14 protein-coding genes are annotated in these 18,569 nt (G+C 65.8%); 9 read left to right on the top strand and 5 right to left on the bottom strand.

What is annotated here, in order from left to right; genetic code table 11:
- The first annotated feature begins 157 nt into the window (after nt 1-157).
- From P6U24_RS14915 to P6U24_RS14900, 4 genes are all read left to right on the top strand, one after another.
- Nucleotides 158-2,482 (top strand): PAS domain-containing sensor histidine kinase, encoded by a 2,325-nt coding sequence (locus tag P6U24_RS14915; RefSeq protein WP_407159845.1) that lies wholly within the window; start codon nt 158-160, stop codon nt 2,480-2,482.
- A 193-nt stretch (nt 2,483-2,675) separates the two neighbouring features.
- Nucleotides 2,676-2,972 carry a hypothetical protein gene (locus P6U24_RS14910; protein WP_407159844.1) on the top strand — a complete coding sequence of 99 codons (297 nt, stop codon included), beginning with the start codon at nt 2,676-2,678 and terminating at the stop codon, nt 2,970-2,972.
- A gap of 288 nt (nt 2,973-3,260) precedes the next feature.
- Entirely contained in the window at nt 3,261-4,559 is a 1,299-nt protein-coding gene (locus tag P6U24_RS14905; protein WP_407159843.1) for a PQQ-dependent sugar dehydrogenase, read from the top strand.
- A gap of 295 nt (nt 4,560-4,854) precedes the next feature.
- Nucleotides 4,855-5,565 (top strand): SDR family NAD(P)-dependent oxidoreductase, encoded by a 711-nt coding sequence (locus P6U24_RS14900; protein WP_407159842.1) that lies wholly within the window; start codon nt 4,855-4,857, stop codon nt 5,563-5,565.
- A 216-nt stretch (nt 5,566-5,781) separates the two neighbouring features.
- On the opposite strand, the gene P6U24_RS14895 is transcribed toward P6U24_RS14900, so the two are convergent.
- Entirely contained in the window at nt 5,782-6,675 is an 894-nt protein-coding gene (locus P6U24_RS14895) for a LysR family transcriptional regulator (RefSeq protein ID WP_407159841.1), read from the bottom strand.
- Nucleotides 6,676-6,914: 239 nt separating this feature from the next.
- Here P6U24_RS14895 and P6U24_RS14890 point away from each other — a divergent pair, with 239 nt between their 5' ends.
- Genes P6U24_RS14890 through P6U24_RS14870 form a run of 5 tightly spaced genes read left to right on the top strand, consistent with a single transcriptional unit; the run spans nt 6,915 to nt 12,917 of the window.
- A complete protein-coding gene (locus P6U24_RS14890; RefSeq protein WP_407159840.1) occupies nt 6,915-7,391 on the top strand; it encodes a formate dehydrogenase subunit gamma in 477 nt (158 codons plus the stop codon).
- Nucleotides 7,388-8,944: a formate dehydrogenase beta subunit gene (locus tag P6U24_RS14885; protein ID WP_407159839.1), complete on the top strand. Its 1,557-nt coding sequence runs from the start codon at nt 7,388-7,390 to the stop codon at nt 8,942-8,944. Before P6U24_RS14890 ends, P6U24_RS14885 begins: the two co-directional genes overlap by 4 nt.
- A gap of 10 nt (nt 8,945-8,954) precedes the next feature.
- Nucleotides 8,955-11,834, top strand: a complete 2,880-nt coding sequence (gene fdhF / locus P6U24_RS14880; protein ID WP_407159838.1) for a formate dehydrogenase subunit alpha — start codon at nt 8,955-8,957, stop codon at nt 11,832-11,834.
- 8 nt (nt 11,835-11,842) lie between these two features.
- Nucleotides 11,843-12,691, top strand: coding sequence for a formate dehydrogenase accessory sulfurtransferase FdhD (fdhD, locus tag P6U24_RS14875; protein WP_407159837.1), 849 nt, complete (start codon nt 11,843-11,845; stop codon nt 12,689-12,691).
- Nucleotides 12,681-12,917, top strand: coding sequence for a formate dehydrogenase subunit delta (locus P6U24_RS14870; RefSeq protein WP_407159836.1), 237 nt, complete (start codon nt 12,681-12,683; stop codon nt 12,915-12,917). The genes fdhD and P6U24_RS14870 overlap by 11 nt, the downstream gene beginning before the upstream one ends.
- A gap of 63 nt (nt 12,918-12,980) precedes the next feature.
- Here P6U24_RS14870 and P6U24_RS14865 read toward each other — a convergent pair whose 3' ends face one another.
- The 4 genes from P6U24_RS14865 to P6U24_RS14850 form a co-directional block, all read right to left on the bottom strand.
- Nucleotides 12,981-13,172 carry a hypothetical protein gene (locus P6U24_RS14865; RefSeq protein ID WP_407159835.1) on the bottom strand — a complete coding sequence of 64 codons (192 nt, stop codon included), beginning with the start codon at nt 13,170-13,172 and terminating at the stop codon, nt 12,981-12,983.
- A gap of 231 nt (nt 13,173-13,403) precedes the next feature.
- Nucleotides 13,404-16,361 carry a bifunctional [glutamine synthetase] adenylyltransferase/[glutamine synthetase]-adenylyl-L-tyrosine phosphorylase gene (locus P6U24_RS14860; RefSeq protein WP_407159834.1) on the bottom strand — a complete coding sequence of 986 codons (2,958 nt, stop codon included), beginning with the start codon at nt 16,359-16,361 and terminating at the stop codon, nt 13,404-13,406.
- Nucleotides 16,358-17,818, bottom strand: coding sequence for an ATP-binding protein (locus P6U24_RS14855; protein ID WP_407159833.1), 1,461 nt, complete (start codon nt 17,816-17,818; stop codon nt 16,358-16,360). The genes P6U24_RS14860 and P6U24_RS14855 overlap by 4 nt, the downstream gene beginning before the upstream one ends.
- Nucleotides 17,815-18,495 (bottom strand): winged helix-turn-helix domain-containing protein, encoded by a 681-nt coding sequence (locus P6U24_RS14850; RefSeq protein WP_407160466.1) that lies wholly within the window; start codon nt 18,493-18,495, stop codon nt 17,815-17,817. Before P6U24_RS14850 ends, P6U24_RS14855 begins: the two co-directional genes overlap by 4 nt.
- Between the last annotated feature and the right edge of the window lie 74 nt (nt 18,496-18,569).

Raw genomic sequence — 18,569 nt, 5'->3', positions numbered from 1 at the left:
ACCGCAAATCCGCATTGGATAAGATTTCTTTGCATCCCAGGACTCGTTGACTCTCGACAGTGCGACGAAACTGGATTCAAATCACTCTATGATTCGAAAGGGGCTGGGGCTCTTTCGAAACGTAGGTGTTCACTGAAGTTTTGCGGGGGTCTAAAGCATGGCGCGTGCGCATGCCGCGAACGCGTGCGTCCAATCTTCTGATTCGATTAAGGGGTTGGCGCAATCGATCGCGAAACCGGCCTATCAGAGGCTGTTGACCGCTGAACCGGTATTGCGTCGTGCTGTCCCTACTTTGATCATCGCCTTCCTGGTCACCATCTGCCTTGGCGCTTTCGTCCAGGTGCTCGATCAAAGCCGGCAGAAGCGCGCAGCCAACAAGCGCGACCTCGCCGCGATCGCCGATCTGCTGTCCGACCGGATCGGCTATCTCGCCATGCGGCCCGATCGCGTCACCAATATCGAGCGCCTGCAGAGCCTGCTGCCGGATCTGATTCCGACCTGGGGCGCAGCCGCCGGGCGCCACGTCATCATCACCGGCGCCGATCACCGCATCCTTGCGCGGGCGCCGATCGACGCCAGCCTTGGCGAGAACGATCGCATCCTCGATCTGATCTCGACGGCGCAACTGCTGGCCACGCCCGGCCTGCAGGGAACCGTCACCGAGATCCTGCTGCCGAATGGCCGCGGCGCACTCGCGATCTCGCAACTCGTCAAGGCCCTGCCCGGCCGCGTCGTCGTGATCCAGGAGAAGGTCGAGCCGATCTGGGGCTCGGATGCCGCGCTCTCCGTGACGCTGTCGGCCACTACCGGCTTCGTCGTCCTGATCCTTGGCTTCGCCTTCCACTGGCAATCGACCCGCGCCCGCGAGGGTGACCTGATCAACGACGCCGTACGCGGCCGTATCGACACCGCACTCAATCGGGGCCGCTGCGGCCTCTGGGATTGGGACCTGTCGCGCGGCCGAATCTTTTGGTCGAACTCGATGTTCGCGATGCTCGGCCTCAACAACCGCAGCGACCTCTTGACCTTCGGCGAGGTCAACGCGCTGGTGAAGTCCGACGACATCGACCTGTTCGCGATCGCCGACCGTCTCGTCGCCGGCGAGATCGATCATATCGACCAGAGCTTCCGCATGCAGCACACCGACGGCCACTGGATCTGGCTGCGGGTGCGCTGTGAGCTCAGCCAGGGCGCCAGCGATGCCGGCCTGCATCTGATCGGGATCGCCGTCGACATCACCGAGCAGAAGAGCCTCGCCGAACGCAGCGTCGAGGCGGACCTGCGGCTGCGCGATGCGATCGAGACCATCCCGGAAGCCTTCGTGCTGTGGGACGCGGGCAATCGCCTCGTGCTCTGCAATTCGCATTTCCAGAAGCTGCACAAGCTGCCGGACTCGGCCGTCATCCCCGGCACCTCCTATGAGACGGTGATCGAGGTCGGCAAGATGCCTGAGGTGCGCTCGCGGCAGCACGACAACGTCCACCAGATCCCCGGTGCGCGCACCTTCGAGGCGCAGCTCGACGATGGCAGCTGGCTGCACATCAGCGAGCGCCGCACCAAGGATGGCGGGTACGTCTCGGTCGGCACCGACATCACCCGGATCAAGGAGCACGAGCAGAAGCTCGTCGACAACGATCTGCGGCTTCGCGCCACCGTGATCGACCTGCAGCGCTCGCAGGCTGCGCTGGAGCGCCAGGCGATCGAGCTTGCCGATCTCGCCGAGAAGTACTCGCAGGAAAAGAACCGGGCCGAGGAAGCCAACCAGACCAAGTCGAAATTCCTCGCCAATATGAGCCACGAGCTGCGCACGCCGCTCAACGCCATCATCGGCTTCTCCGAGATCATGGGCAGCGGCATGTTCGGCTCGCTCGGCTCGGAGCGCTACCAGGAATACTGCCACGACATCCTCACGTCCGGCCAGTATCTGCTCGACGTCATCAACGACATCCTCGACATGTCGAAGATCGAGGCCGGCCGGATGAAGCTCGACATGGAGCCGCTCGACCTCTCCAAGACGCTCGCGGAATCGCTGCGCGTGGTCTCCGGCCGCGCCCAGGACAAGAGCCTGGTGCTCGACGCCGACATCGCCGGCAACATCCCCGTCGTCGCCGACCGCCGCGCCACCAAGCAGATCCTGGTCAACCTGCTGTCGAACGCGGTGAAGTTCACGCCGGAAGGCGGCCGCGTCACGGTGCGCAGCCGCGCCTTCGAGGACAAGATCGTGCTTGTCATCGCCGACACCGGCATCGGCATTCCCTCGCAATCGCTGGCGCGGCTGGGGCGTCCGTTCGAGCAGGTCGAGAGCCAGATGACCAAGACCTATCACGGCTCTGGCCTTGGCCTTGCCATCGCCCGCTCGCTGGCTCAGCTCCATGGCGGCTCGATGCGGCTGCGCTCCAAGCTCGACGCCGGCACCGTGGTCCGCGTCGTGCTGCCCCGCGACGCCTATAAGGCTACCGCGACGCTGTCGGCGGCGGCGTAGCGCGGCGCATGCCGACGCAGCGGGTTTTGGAGCGGCACGTTTCGCCGCGAATGACCTCTTTGCCGCGGCGCGTGCGCCTTCGGGTCCCGCACTGCAGAACGCTGCTCTGCACGGCCTCGACGCTCGCACTGGTCGGGAAAACACGCTAGTATCGAGCAGGGACGTTGATGTGGGCCTACTGAGGAGGCTCGCCATGAAATCACATGCGCTCCCCTTCGAAAATCGCTGGACCAACGGCGAGCATGCCTGGCAATGGCATTGCGAGCTCGAGCGGCTGGGCGTGCCAAATGTGAGGACGATGTACTGCGAGCACGAGACGCATCACAGCGACGAGCGTGCCGTTGTCTTCGATATTCCTTCAGGATTTGTTCGCGACTGGCTCGCTTTCCACGACCGGCGGACTGCACGTCAGCAGTTCATCTGGCGAGGCAGCGTCATTGCGTTGGGTATGCTCGCCGTGTCGGGAGCGGTGCTGAGCGTCTTGAAATAGAACGCCCCTGATTGGCAGCGAGCGGAGTGGCCGCGTTCCCAGGCGCGAGAGTCGCAAATCCAGGACGCACCTGTCGCAGCGCCCGGCATGATCGCGTCGCGAACAAATATCGGTTCTCCACGCCCTCCTCGCGCGCGCCGGATCGTGTCATGAGCGATGCATGCGCGTGAGCTATGCGAGAGCGAGAACCTGCGGGCTGTAGACTCGCAGGCCGACAATACGGTCTAATCCGAGTCCGTCTCCCGCCTCGCGCGCTTCGCTCGCGCACCTGTTCGACAGAGGACCTCCATGAGCTTTTCCAGCATCTTTGCGCGCGGTGTCGCGCTGGTCGGCGGCGCTGCGCTCCAATGGCGCCGGCTGCAGGGCGACGCGCCGCAGCCGGCCTGGGGCCATCAACCGGTGATTCCAACTGCCAAGCCGCAAGGCGCGCTCCCGACCCTGAAGATGCCGACCGCCAAAGGCTGGAGTCCGGGCCACGTCCCGACGGTTGCGCCGGGGCTCAAGGTCAACGCATTCGCGACCGGGCTGGATCATCCGCGCTGGATCGACGTGCTGCCGAATGGCGATGTGCTGATCGCCGAGGCGACGGAGGTCGCGGGCCCGCCGAGGAGCGTATTCCATTATGCGATGCAGGCGACGATGCGGCGCGCCGCAGCCCTTGGCGTCAGCGCCAATCGCATCACGCGGCTGCGCGACGACAATGGCGATGGCGTCGCGGAGATCCAGACGACCTTCATGGAAGGGCTGAACCAGCCATTCGGCATGGCGCTGGTCGGCGACACCTTCTATGTCGGCAACACCGACGGCATCTTCGCGTTTCCCTACACCGGTGGCGACAAGATCACCGCCGAGGGACGCCGCCTCACCACCTTCAAGCCTGCCGGGCACTGGACGCGGAGCCTGCTGCCGAGCCCCGACGGCAGCAAGATCTATTGCGGCGTCGGCTCGCTCACCAACATCGCCGATGACGGGTTCGAGGTCGAGGACGGCCGGGCCTGCATCTACGAGCTCGACGTCGCGACCGGGCAGAGCCGCATCTTCGCGAGCGGCCTGCGCAACGCCGTCGGGCTTGCGTGGGAGCCGACCACGAAGGTGCTGTGGACCGTGGTCAACGAGCGCGACGGGCTCGGCGACGAGACGCCGCCGGACTACCTGACATCGGTGCAGGAAGGCGGCTTCTACGGCTGGCCCTATTGCTACTGGGGCAAGACGGTCGACGATCGCGTGCCACAGGATCCGGCGATGGTGGCGAAGGCGATCCAGCCGGACTACGCGCTCGGCGGCCACACCGCCTCGCTCGGCCTGTGCTGGCTGCCGGCGGGCACCCTGCCCGGCTTCCCAGACGGCATGGTGATCGGCCAGCACGGCTCCTGGAATCGCAGCACGCTCAGTGGTTACAAGGTCGTGTTCGTTCCGTTCGAGAACGGCAAGCCGGCAGGCCCGGCGCGCGACATCCTCTCGGGCTTCCTCGCGCCCGACGAGAGCGTCTCCTACGGCCGTCCCGTTGGCGTCACGCTCGGCCCCGACGGCTCGCTGCTGGTCGCCGATGACGTCGGCAATTGCATCTGGCGGGTGAGCGCCGCGTAAAAGGCCGCGGTCTGCCGTGGCCCGCGTGAGCGCAAGCGACACGCGGGGCCGGCGTGCGGCGAACCCGGATGTCGCTTCCGCCGTCGCCCTCCGGGCTATGGCGGACAAGTCGCTCATCTTGGCTACGCAAAACCAAGCTGTCGGCTGAGGCCAAAGCCGGGGGTAAGCCCATCCCTCGGCTCGCGCAAGAGTGTCCGCCGCGTGATGTGTCCCGTCCGACCGCACGCTTATCTAGCTTCCTTGCATCGCATGACGCCGACCGCGTTACGACTGCAACATGGCTTGGAGGCTCAACATGGGTTCGGAACAGAAGGTTGCCATCGTCACTGGCGCATCGCAGGGCATCGGCGAGGCGCTCGTCCGCGGCTTTCGCGACGTCGACTATCACGTTGTGGCAAACTCCCGCGCAATTTCGCCGTCCTCAGATCCCGATGTGCTCGCCGTCGCCGGGGATATCGCCGATCCCACCACGGCCGAACGAATCGTCGGCGAAGCGCTCGCGCGGTTCGGCCGCATCGACACGCTGATCAACAATGCCGGCATGTTCATCGCCAAGCCTTTCACCGACTACACGGACGAGGACTATGCGGGGATCGTCGGCATCAATCTCACCGGCTTCTTTCACCTCACGCGGCGCGTCGCGCGGGAGATGCTGAAGCAGGGATCCGGACACATCGTGCAGATCACGACCACCCTCGTCGATCATGCCAACAGCAAAATACCCTCGGCGCTCGCCTCGCTCACCAAAGGTGGACTGAACGCCGCGACCAGATCACTGGCGATCGAATTTGCGGGCCGCGGTGTGCGCGTCAACGCGGTGTCGCCAGGCATCATCAAGACGCCGATGCACAGTCCGGAGATGCACGAATTCTTTGCCAAGCAGCATCCGGTGGGTCGCATGGGCGAAACCAGCGACATCGTCGACGCCGTGCTGTATCTGGAGCGTGCGCCATTCGTGACCGGCGAGATCCTGCACGTCGATGGCGGCCAGAGTGCCGGTCATTGATCTCCTGTGATCCCTTGGGACACGACGCCTCGGCGGCCACGACGAAATGATGTTCGTGATCGGTGCGGCGCCGCCGGCGCGCTCGCGATCGATCTGATGGCGGGCCTGCGCGAGCGGCGTGCGTGACAGGTCGGCGAAGTAGCCCGCATGAGCGTCAGCGATATGCGGGGGTGCTGGTCCCGGATGTCGCTGCGCTCATCCGGGCTACGAAAAGCATCACACCTGCAAGCTCGGCGCGACCTCGCGCGCGACCTGCACCAGGGCGGCGATCAATGGCGTCATCGGGTCGCGCTGCGGGATCACGATGCCGACGCTGTAATTGACCACGGGATCGACGATCGGGATCGAGCGCACCTTGTCGGCAAGCCCGAGCGTCTCGGCGAGCTTGGCCGGCATCACGCTGGCCCAGCGGCCGGTCTTCACATGGGTGTAGAGCACGAGCAGCGAATTCGACGTGAGTGTCGGCGTCGCCTCCGCGCCGACCGAGCGCAGCGCGCGATCGATGATGCGGCGGTTCTGCATGTCCGACGTCAGGAGGCAGAGCGGCACCTGCCCGACCTCCTGCCACGTCACCTGATCGCGATCACCGAACATCGCATCCGGCGCGGTCAACAGGCGGTAGCTTTCGTTGTACAGCGGAATGGTGCGGACCTTGCCGAGCGGCTCGTTCTCCAGATAGGTCAGCCCGGCATCGACCTCGAGATTTTCCAAGAGGCCGAGCACATCGGCCGAGGTGCAGGAGACAATTCGGAAAGAGACGTCCGGATGCCGCGCCCGGAACGGCGTCGTCAGCGAGGCCACCATGCCGAGCACGGTCGGAATCGCCGCGATTCGCAGTTCGCCCGAGAGCTTGTCCTTGAGACTGTTGATCTCTTGCCGCATCGCGCGGAAGTCACCGACGATGCGCCGCGCCCAGTCCAGCGTGCGCTCGCCTTCCGGAGTGAAGCCCTGGAATCGCGAGCCGCGCTGCACCAGCACGACGCCAAGAATTTCCTCGAGCTGCTTGATGCTGGTCGACATCGTCGGCTGGGTCACGCCGCAGGTCTCCGCGGCGCGGCCAAAATGTCGCTCCTTGGCGAGTGCGAGCAAAAGTTCAAGCTTGTCGATCACGACAAAGGCCTTCCGGACACGAGCGAGTGAGCCCCGTCATTATCACGGCAAGTGCGAAAGAGGCACGGGTAAAAGACGCAGGCGCGTGCAGGCCAAAGCGGAAAAACATCGATTCTGCCTAATTTTAGTCGCGTTACGATCGCGTTTCGCTATCGCAGCATGGAACAGCTTTATTGATGTTTAGGGCAATTCCAATTCAGTTGCGCACAACCTCACAACGCACCTGATTGGAAACGCGGATGACGTCGGTCTACGAACCCTGGGAGGCGGCGCGCGGCGCCGAGATCATCTCCGAACATTGCAAGGTCGAAGGCGCGACCCTGGTGATCCTGCACGCCCTGCAGGAGGCATTCGGCTACGTCCCAGAGGAGGCGCTGCCGATGATCGCCGCGGAGCTCAATCTATCGCGCGCTGAGGTTTACGGCGTCTTCACCTTCTACCACGATTTCCGGTCCAAGCCCGCTGGGCGCCATGTGCTCAAGTTGTGCCGTGCCGAGGCCTGCCAGGCCGCCGGCGGCGACGCGCTGGCCGCACGCGCAGAAGCGAAGCTCGGCGTCAGTCTCGGCAGCACCACGCCGGACGAGCGCGTCACCTTGGAGCCGATCTACTGCCTCGGCCTTTGTGCCACTGCGCCGTCTGCGATGCTCGATGGACGCCTGATCGGCCGGCTAAATGAAGCCCGTATCGATGCCCTGATCTCGGAGGCCCAGCGATGAGCCTGCGTCTTTTTGTCCCCCGCGATGCCGCGGCGCTGTCGGTCGGCGCCGACGAGGTCGCGAAGGCGCTGCAGGCGGCAGCGGCCAAGCGCAATCTCCCCATCGAGATGGTGCGCACCGGCTCGCGCGGCCTGTATTGGCTGGAGCCGATGATCGAGGTTGCGACATCGAAGGGCCGTGTCGCGTTCGGCCCGGTCACCGTGGCTGATGTGCCCTCGCTGCTCGATGCCATCGCCGCCGACAGGCCGCACAAGCTCGGGCTCGGACGGACAGAGCAGATCCCGTGGTTGAAGCGGCAGACCCGGCTGACCTTCGCCCGTTGCGGCGTGGTCGATCCGCTGTCGCTCGAGGACTACCGCGCCCACGGCGGCTATAAGGGCCTGGAGCGCGCGCTGACTCTGACACCGGACGCCATCATCGCCGAGGTCACCACCTCGGGCCTGCGCGGCCGCGGCGGCGCCGGCTTCCCGACCGGCATCAAGTGGAAGACTGTGGCGCAGACCAGCGCCGACCGCAAATTCGTGATCTGCAACGCCGACGAGGGCGACAGCGGCACCTTCGCCGACCGCATGCTGATGGAAGGCGATCCCTTCGTCCTGATCGAGGGCATGACGATCGCAGGCATCGCCGTGGGCGCGACCAAGGGCTACATCTACACCCGCTCCGAATATCCGCATGCGATCGCGGCGACCACCAAGGCGATCGAGGTCGCCCGTCGCGCCGGCCTGCTCGGCGCCAAGATTGCGGGCTCGAACTACAGCTTCGATCTGGAGATGCGCACCGGCGCCGGCGCCTATGTCTGCGGCGAAGAGACCGCACTGATGGAGAGCATCGAAGGCAAGCGCGGCCTGGTCCGCGCCAAGCCGCCGCTGCCCGCCCATCATGGCCTGTTCGGCAAGCCGACCGTCATCAACAACCTGCTGTCGTTCTCGGCCATCCCCTTCATCCTCGACAATGGCGCCAAGGCCTATGCCGATTTCGGCATGGGGCGCTCGCGCGGCACCATGCCGATCCAGCTCGCCGGCAACATCAAATATGGCGGCCTGTTCGAGACCGCGTTCGGCATCACGCTCGGCGAGCTGGTCGATAATGTCGGCGGCGGCACCTTCACCGGACGTCCCGTGCGCGCGGTGCAGGTCGGCGGTCCGTTGGGGGCCTACTTCCCGCGCGCGCTGTTCGACACGCCGTTCGACTATGAAGCATTCGTGGCGCGTGACGGCCTGATCGGCCATGGCGGCATCGTGGTGTTCGACGACACCGTCGACATGGCCAAGCAGGCGCGCTTCGCGATGGAGTTCTGCGCCATCGAATCCTGCGGCAAGTGCACGCCCTGCCGCATCGGCTCGACCCGCGGCGTGGAGACCATCGACAAGATCCGCCGCGGCGAGCACGTCGCCGCCAACATCTCGCTGGTCGAAGATCTCTGCGGCACCATGAAACTCGGCTCGCTGTGCGCGCTCGGCGGCTTCACGCCCTATCCCGTGCTGTCAGCGCTCAAGCATTTCCGCGAAGATTTCGGACCTCAACAGCCGCGCCTGCAGGCGGCGGAGTAAGGACATCGCCATGTCGCTCATCCAGGAAACCGATTACGGCACCCCCCGCTCCAAATCCGAGGCCATGGTGACGCTGACCATCGATGGCCAGAGCGTCACGGTGCCCGAGGGCACCTCGATCATGCGCGCGGCCATGGAGGCCGGCACGCAGATCCCGAAGCTGTGCGCCACCGACATGGTCGACGCGTTCGGCTCCTGCCGGCTCTGCCTGGTCGAGATCGAGGGCCGCGCCGGCACGCCGGCCTCCTGCACCACCCCGGCCATGAACGGCCTCGTGGTCCACACGCAGACGGAGCGGCTGAAGCAGCTGCGCAAGGGCGTGATGGAGCTGTACATTTCCGACCATCCGCTCGACTGTCTCACCTGCGCCGCCAATGGCGATTGCGAGCTGCAGGACATGGCCGGCGCGGTCGGCCTGCGCGAGGTGCGCTACGGTTATCAGGGCGAGAACCACGTGTTCGCAGAGGCCAAGGGCGACGTCAATCCGGCCTGGCTGCCGAAGGACGAATCGAATCCGTATTTCACCTACGATCCCTCCAAGTGCATCGTCTGCTCGCGCTGCGTTCGCGCCTGCGAGGAGGTCCAGGGTACGTTCGCGCTGACCATCTCCGGCCGCGGCTTCGACAGCCGCGTCTCGCCCGGCATGAGCGAGAGCTTCCTCGGCTCCGAATGCGTCTCCTGCGGCGCCTGCGTGCAGGCCTGCCCGACCGCGACGCTGACCGAGAAGTCCGTCATCGAGATCGGCCAGCCCGAGCATTCGGTGGTGACCACCTGCGCCTATTGCGGCGTCGGCTGCGCCTTCAAGGCGGAGATGCGCGGCGAGGAAGTCGTGCGCATGGTGCCTTACAAGGACGGCAAGGCAAATCGCGGCCATTCATGCGTCAAGGGCCGCTTCGCCTGGGGCTATGCGACCCACAAGGAACGCATCCTGAAACCGATGATCCGCGAGACCATCGACCAGCCTTGGCGCGAGGTGTCGTGGGACGAAGCATTAGGCTTCGCCGCCACAAAGTTGCGCGGCATCCAGGCGAAATATGGCCGTGACGCGATCGGCGGCATCACATCGTCCCGCTGCACCAATGAGGAAACCTATCTGGTGCAGAAGCTGATCCGCGCCGGCTTCGGCAACAACAATGTCGACACCTGCGCCCGCGTCTGCCACTCGCCGACCGGCTATGGCCTCGCCACCACCTTCGGCACCTCGGCGGGCACGCAGGACTTCGACTCGGTCGAGGACACCGAGGTCGTGATGGTGATCGGCGCCAATCCGTCGGATGCGCACCCGGTATTCGCCTCGCGCATGAAAAAGCGGCTGCGCCGGGGCGCGCGGCTGATCGTGGTCGATCCGCGCCGGACCGATCTCGTCAAGTCGGCGCATATCAAGGCGGACTATCATCTGCCGCTGCTGCCCGGCACCAATGTCGCGATCGTGACGGCGATGGCGCATGTCATCGTGACCGAGGGTCTCGTCAACGAAGCCTTCGTGCGCGAGCGCTGCGACTGGAGCGAGTTCCAGGATTGGGCCGCCTTCGTCGCCGACGAGCGGCACAGCCCCGAAGCCGTTGCCGCGATCACCGGTGTCGATCCGCAAACCCTGCGCGGGGCCGCCCGGCTCTACGCCACCGGCGGCAATGCCGCGATCTATTACGGCCTCGGCGTCACCGAGCACAGCCAGGGCTCGACCACGGTGATCGCGATCGCCAATCTCGCGATGGCGACCGGCAATATCGGCCGCGCCGGCGTCGGCGTGAATCCGCTGCGCGGCCAGAACAACGTGCAGGGCTCCTGCGACATGGGCTCGTTCCCGCACGAGTTGCCCGGCTACCGGCATATCGCGATCGACGCCGTGCGCGAACAGTTCGAGGCGATGTGGGAGGTCAAGCTCAATCCGGAGCCGGGCTTGCGCATCCCGAACATGTTTGACTCCGCGGTCGACGGCACCTTCAAGGGCCTCTACGTGCAGGGCGAAGACATCCTGCAGTCCGATCCGAACACCAGCCATGTCGTCCAGGCACTTTCGTCCATGGAGTGCGTTATCGTCCAGGATCTGTTCCTGAACGAGACCGCGAACTATGCCCATGTGTTCCTGCCCGGCTCGACCTTCCTGGAGAAGGACGGCACCTTCACCAATGCCGAACGGCGCATCCAGCGCGTGCGCAAGGTGATGACGCCGCGCAACGGGCTCGCCGACTGGGAGGTCACCATCGGTCTCGCCAAGGCGATGGGCTTCGAGATGAAGTACAGCCATCCTTCGGAGATCATGGACGAGATCGCGGCGCTCACGCCGACCTTCGCCGGCGTCTCCTTTGCCAAGCTGGATGAGCTTGGCTCGGTGCAGTGGCCCTGCAACGCGAAGGCGCCGGAAGGCACGCCGATCATGCATATTGACGGCTTCGTTCGCGGCAAGGGCAAGTTTGTGGTGACTGAATATGTCGCGACCGACGAGCGCACCGGACCGAGATTTCCGCTGCTGCTCACCACCGGGCGCATCCTGTCGCAATACAATGTCGGCGCGCAGACGCGGCGCACCGAGAACGTGGCTTGGCATCCGGAGGATCGGCTGGAGATCCATCCGCACGATGCCGAGGTGCGCGGCATCCGCGATGGCGATTGGGTGCGGCTGGCGAGCCGTGCCGGCGAGACCACGCTGCGAGCGCTCATCACCGAGCGCGTTGCGCCCGGCGTCGTCTACACCACGTTCCATCATCCCGATACGCAAGCGAACGTGATCACGACCGACTATTCTGATTGGGCGACCAACTGCCCAGAATATAAGGTGACGGCGGTGCAGATCTCGCCGTCCAACGGTCCGTCGGATTGGCAGAAGGCCTATGGCGAGCAGGCGCGGCATTCGCGCCGGATCGCGCCGGTGGTGGAAGCGGCAGAGTAGAACGTTCGATGAAAGATGCGGTGCGCATCGCTGGTCGCCGGGTCTGGCGCGACGGGGCCTTCACCAAAGGTCCCCGCCGCGTGCCGGAGGAGACGGCGCTTGCGCTAACCTATAATGGCGGCACCTACGCCGTCATGATGGGCACGCCGCAGGACTTGGCCGACTTCGCCTTGGGCTTCAGCCTCAACGAGGGCGTTATCACATCGGTCGACGAGATCGTCTCGCTCGACATCGTCGAGCACGAGGACGGCATCGAGCTGCGGATGTGGCTCGCGCCTGAAATCGCCGAACGCATCAGCGCGCGCCGCCGCCAGATAGCCGGTCCCACCGGCTGCGGCCTGTGCGGCATCGACTCCATCGCGGAAGCCGTGCGTCCGAGCGCGATCGTGCCGGAGGGCCGCAGCTTTACGGCACGCGAGATCATGACCGCGCTCGCCAGCATCGAGCCGCTTCAGACCATCAACCACGAGACCCGCGCGGTTCATGCCGCGGCGTTCTGGACCCCTGCCCGCGGCATCGTGGCCTTGCGCGAGGATGTCGGCCGGCACAATGCGCTCGACAAGCTCGCCGGCCATCTCGCGCAGTCGCGCACTGACGCCAGCGAGGGGCTGGTCGTGCTGACCAGCCGCGTCTCGGTCGAGATGGTGCAGAAGGCCGCCTCCATTGGTGCGCCCGTCATCGTTGCCGTCTCTGCGCCGACGGCCCTCGCTATCCGCACCGCGGAGAGCGCCGGCATCACGCTGGTCGCGATTGCCCGCGGCGATGGCTTCGAAGTCTTCACCCATCCCGACCGTATTGCCGCGAGCGCTGAACACCGCACGCGCACCACCTCAACGGACAAAGCGCATGTCGCATAACAACGCTGATCGCCTGGTCTATATGGCCAACCAGATCGGAAAATTCTTCGAGAGCCAGGGCCACGACAGGGCGGTGCCGGGCATCGCCGAGCACATCCGGAAGTTCTGGGATCCGCGCATGCGCAAGATGATCTTCGCGCATGTCGATGCCGGCGGCGCCGGCCTCATGCCCAACGCGCTGGAAGCACTCGCCACGCTGAAGCAGTCGGAGCAGGCCAAGGCCTGATCTGTGAAGGCCTGATCCGCGCCTGACCTTTGGACAATGAGACGAGCCGCGCTCCTGCCTGAGCTAGTGCTGGATCGCGGTCATGATCCGATCGCTGATCTGATTGGGAGTCTCTTCGACAGTCAGCGTGAGGCGCCCGTCAAGCTCGACAACAGAGTGGTCGCCTTGCTTCGACCGCCGATACAGGATGATCCTGTCGACATTGATAGCGACCTCTCCCCAGTCCCTGTCAGTCAGTCTCATAAATCTTGGCACGATGGTCTCCCGTGGCCGCCAGACTGGATCAGCCCCAAGCTGTATTGTTCAGCCATTCCCGTCAGAGGTCTAGCATAGAAGCTGACGCTGTTCGATCAGAAGGCCGCCGAGAGACTTCGCCTGAGTGCGTGCAAGTGCCGGCGGCATAGCCGCCCTACGTTTCTCATCGCCGCTCCCGCTGTCCGCCGCGCCGACCATGATTGTTCGCGGCAGGGCTGTTCGTGCGGCCTGCTAGCCTTCGACCACCGACGTAAACACCCGCCGCACCTCTCCTTGCGTCTCGCGCACCCGCGCCTCCAGCGCCGAGAAATGCGGCGCGTCGCCGGCGCGCGCCAGCACGCGCAAGAGATCATCGCCTGCGCTGTCCGGCTTGAACTTCTCGCTGACGCACAGCCGCAGGATCTGAGTCAGGTCGTGATAGAGCCGCGCGGCCTGGCAGAGAATGTCGGCATCGGAGCGCGGCAGCACCTCGAGCTGCTCGGCCTTGCACAGCACCTGCAGCGTGGAGACGTCGAGGATGTCCGGCTTGGTGGCGGCGTGCACGAGCTGCAGATATTGCGCGATGAAGTCGATATCGACCATGCCGCCAGCGGTGTATTTCAGGTTCCAGGGATCGCTCTCGCCCTTCTCCTGCGCGATCGCGCGCCGCATCTCGGCAACGTCGCGCGCGATCAGCGATGCGTCGCGCGGCCGCGTCAGCGCATCGCGGATGATCGCCTCGATCCGGGCGCGAAACGCAGGTGAGGCCGAGATGACCCGCGCCCGGGTCAGCGCCATGTGCTCCCAGGTCCAGGCCTCGCGCTCCTGGTATTGCGCGAAGGACTCGATGTGCGAGGCCAACGGACCGGCGCGGCCCGAGGGCCGCAGCCGCATGTCGATATCGTAGAGCACGCCGTAATTGGTACGCGAGGTGAAGGCGGAGATCAGGCGCTGGGTGAAGCGGGCAAAATAATGCGCGCCCTGCAGCGAGCGCTCGCCATCGGAATCCGGCGCCTCGGCATCGAAGTCATAGAGCAGGATCAGGTCGAGATCGGAGGATGCCGTCATCTCGCGCGCCCCGAGCCGCCCCATCGCAATGATCGCGGTCTCCTGGTCCTTAATGCGTCCATGCTGCGCGGCAAAGCGCTCGGTGACGAGACCATGCACGGTGTGGACGATGCCCTCGGCGACATCGGCGAATGCGGTGCCGGCCTGCTGCGCGGACACCGTGCCGGAGAGGATGCGGGTGCCGATCAGGAACAGGCTCTCTTGGCCGAACAGACGCAGGCGATCGAGGAAGTCCTCGTAAGCGCCGGCCTCCTTGAGCGTCTCCGCCAGTCGCGCCGACAGCTCGCGCCGGTCCGGCATCGCGCCGAAAAAGCGCGGATCGATCAGCCCGTCCATCAGCTGCGGCTGCCGCGCCAGCATGTCGCCGAGCCTTGGCGCTGCGCCCAGCACCAGCGCGACCAGCGCCACGAGATCACGGTTCTGGCCGAGCAGCGTGATCAGCCGGCCGCCGCGCTGCAGCGCCTGCAGAAAGCGGTCGAACGCGGCGACCGCGCGATCCGGCTCGTCGGCATGGGCGAGGCCGTCGATCAACGCCGGCACGAATTCGGCGAAGGCGGTCCGCGTGGTCTCGGTGCGGAACACGCGATACTCGCCGGCCATCCATTGCTGCAGCGTTCTCGCCACCGCCAGTGGATCCTTGAAGCCGAGCGCGGCGAGGTGCTGAACCAGGTGCGCGTCCCCTGCCCCGGCCGCATAGTTCACCGGCGGCAGGCTCGCCGTTTCCGCCGGATCGCCCTCGAACAGCTTGGCGTAGTGGCCCTGCACGATATTGAGCTGAGACAACAGGTCCAGCGCGAATGCCGCGCGATCCTGATAGCCGAAGAACTGCGCGAAGCGATCGACGGCCTCGGGCTCCTGCGGCAGGCTATGCGTCTGCTCGTCTGCGATCATCTGCAGTCGGTGCTCGACCCGGCGGAGGAACTCGTAGGCCTTGCCGAGCTCGTCGCGCGCCTCGTGGGTGATCCAGTTGCTCGCCGCGAGCGCCTCGAGCGCGACCAGCGTCGGCCGTACCCGCAAGTCGGCATGGCGGCCGCCGGCGATCAATTGCTGGGTCTGGGCGAAGAACTCGATCTCGCGGATGCCCCCGCGCCCGACCTTGACGTTGTGGCCCTCGACCGAGATCTCGCTCTGAGCGCGATAGACCTGCATCTGCCGCTTCATGTCGTGCACGTCGGCCAGCGCCTGGAAGTCGAGATGCTTGCGCCAGACGAAGGGCGAGAGCTCGGCGAGCAGCGCCTCGCCGACCTTGGTGTCGCCGGCGCAGACCCGCGCCTTGATCATCGCGGCGCGCTCCCAGGTGCGGCCCTCCCGCTCGTAGTAATGCAGCGCCGCATCGGTCGACATCGCGACCTGCGTCGAGGCCGGGTCGGGCCGCAGCCGCAGATCGACGCGGAACACATAGCCGTCGGCGGTGCGCTGCTGTAAGAGCCGCGCCATGGCTTGCGTGACGCGCACGAAGAAGGGCTGCGGCTCGATGTCGGGGGAAAGGTTGGTGGCCTCGGGATCGAAGAAGACGATGAGGTCGATGTCGCTGGAATAGTTCAGCTCGCCCGCGCCCATCTTGCCCATCGCGAGCACGAACAGGCCGCAGTCCTGCTCGGGGTGCTCGGCATCCGCGGGCGCAAGGCGGCCACGCATCGCCTCCTGGCGGAGCAGATAGCGCAGCGCTGTTTGCACCGAGGCGACCGCGATGTCGGTCAGCGCCGCCGTGACTTGCATCACCGGCCAGACGCCGCCGATATCGCAGAGCGCCGTCAACAGCGCGGCTTCCGACTTCATCCGGCGCAGCAGCCGCATGACGTCGGCCTCGCTGCTCGCGGCGAAGACCTCGCGCGATGTCGTCTCGATCAGGGCGGCGAGGTGCGACTGCGGGTCGCAGCGCAGAAGGCGGATGAAGCGGGCTGCGTCGGCGCGGATCAGGTCGAACAGATAGGGCGAGAATTCGGCGATGCCGAGCAGGATGGCCCGGCTCGTGCCCTGCGCGAGCAGGTTCCCGATTGCCGCAGCCTGCGCCGGCGCGAGCTCCGCCAGCCAGTCCTGCACGCGATGTTCGGCTTTCTCTGACGCGCGGACGCACGGGCCGGTCGTCAAACGCGCGGCCAAGCATGGTGCGTCCGCGTGTCCCGGCGCGGATGAGATCATGCCGCCTTCTGTGGCACATCCTGCGTTTGAGCCGCAAGCCTCGCGCCGGCATCGGCGCTGGCAGGCAGCACCAGCGTCGCCGTAAGCCCCGGATGCGCATCACCCAGCCTGAGCTCGCCGCCATGCAGGGTGGCCACTGCGGAAGCGAGGCTGAGGCCGAGGCCCGAGCCCGGCAGGGTGCGGCTCGCCTCCAGTCGCACGAAACGCTCGATGGCGTGCTTACGATCGGCTTCGGGAATCCCCGGCCCATGATCGGTGACGCTCAGCAGCACATGCTCGCCGTCCTGCCGCGCCTCGATCAGAATTTCCCGCGCGATGGACGAAGCATCAGTGTCGAGCGGGACCGCAGCCGGCTTGCCGTATTTGATCGCGTTCTCGACCAGGTTGGCGAGCGCCTGGCTGATCAGCTCGCGATTGCCATGCAGCGGTGCCGACACGGTCTTGACCTGCAAGGTCATGCCGTCCTCTTCGGCGAGCGGCTCGTACAGTTCGTGAATGCCGGCTGCGACATCGGCCGCGTCGAAATCGACCATGTCACCGCGGGCCTGGCCGGATTCGGCGCGGGCGATCATCAAGAGCGCATTGAAGGTGCGGATCAGGCCATCGGATTCCTCGATGGTGCGCTCCAGCGCCGACCTGTACTCGGCCTCGGAGCGCGACTTGGCGAGCGCCTCCTCGGCGCGGTTGCGCAGGCGCGTCAGCGGCGTCTTGAGGTCATGGGCGATGTTGTCGGAGACCTCCTTCAGGCCGGTCATCAGCGCCTCGATGCGCTCGAGCATGGCATTGAGGTTTTCCGCCAGGCGGTCGAGCTCGTCGCCGCTGCGCCCGACGGGCAGCCGGCCCGAGAGATCGCCGGCCATGATGCGCTGCGTGGTGCCGGTCATGGCGTCGATCCGGTGCAGCACCCGACGCGCAACGAAGATGCCGCCGCCGATGCCGAGCACGATCACCACCAGCATCGACCATTGCGCGGCTTCCGCGATGACGCGGAACATGCGTCGCCGCTCCTCGAGGTCACGGCCGATCAGCAGCCGAAAGCCGCTCTCGAGCTGCGTGACATAGACCAGCGCGCGATGGTTCTCGTCGCGGGAATCGTCAAACCGGCGGTAGAACGTCTCCGACCAGCCGGAGCTGCCCATCACGCCCGGCGCCAGCGAGCCGACATTGCCCGCGACCGCCTGGCCCGTCGGCGTCGTGACGAGATAGAGATTGGCGCCCGGACGCAGCGCCCGGTTCTCGATGGTGAAGACAAGGCCGCGCAGGCCGCGGCGGTCGTAGATGTCGGTGATCTCGCTGACCTCGGCCGACACCGTGGTCGAAATCTGCTCGGTGATAAGACGCCGGGTGTTCCAGGCGAAATAGGCGAGCAACGAGGCGGCGAACAGCGCGAACAGGAACAGATAGACCAGCGTCAGCCGAAACGCCGTGGTGCGGATGAGCTTGGCGAAGGCCGTCAACGCAATCCATCCCGGATCATGTATCCCGCGCCGCGGATGGTGTGGAGCAGCGGCCGCTCGAACCCCTTGTCGATCTTGGAGCGCAGCCGCGAGATGTGCACGTCGATGACGTTGGTCTGCGGATCGAAATGATAGTCCCAGACGTTCTCGAGCAGCATGGTGCGCGTCACCACCTGCCCGGCGTGCTTCATCAGGTATTCGAGGAGGCGGAATTCGCGCGGCTGCAGGGTCAGCTCGTCCTTGCCGCGCGCCACCCGGTGCGACAGCCGGTCGAGCTCGAGATCGCCGACCCTGTAGGTGGTCTCCTCGGCGGGTCCGCCATGGCGCCGCGACAGCACCTCGACCCGGGCCAGCAGTTCGGCAAACGAATAGGGTTTCGGCAGATAGTCGTCGCCGCCGGCGCGCAGGCCCTTGATGCGGTCGTCGACCTGGCCAAGCGCCGAGAGGATAAGCACCGGCGTCCGGTTGCCCTTATCGCGCAGCGCGCCGATCAGCGACAGCCCGTCCCGCTTCGGCAGCATCCGATCGACCACCAGCACGTCGTAATCGCCGCTTTCGGCCATCGCCAGCCCCTCCTCGCCGTCACTGGCGAGCTCGGCGACATGTCCGACTTCGCGGAACGCCTTGACGAGATAGTCGGCGGACTCGCGGTCGTCTTCGATGATCAAAAGGCGCATCTCGGAAACTGGGACGCTCACGTTTCGATGTCCATCCTACATGGCGCGATCGCCGTTTCCGTGCAAGGCGACCC

The sequence above is a fragment of the Bradyrhizobium sp. STM 3557 genome, from assembly GCF_045571465.1.
Taxonomy (GTDB): domain Bacteria; phylum Pseudomonadota; class Alphaproteobacteria; order Rhizobiales; family Xanthobacteraceae; genus Bradyrhizobium.
The sequence above is the reverse complement of the archived record's forward strand: the minus strand, read 5'-3'. Positions and strand labels throughout refer to the sequence as shown.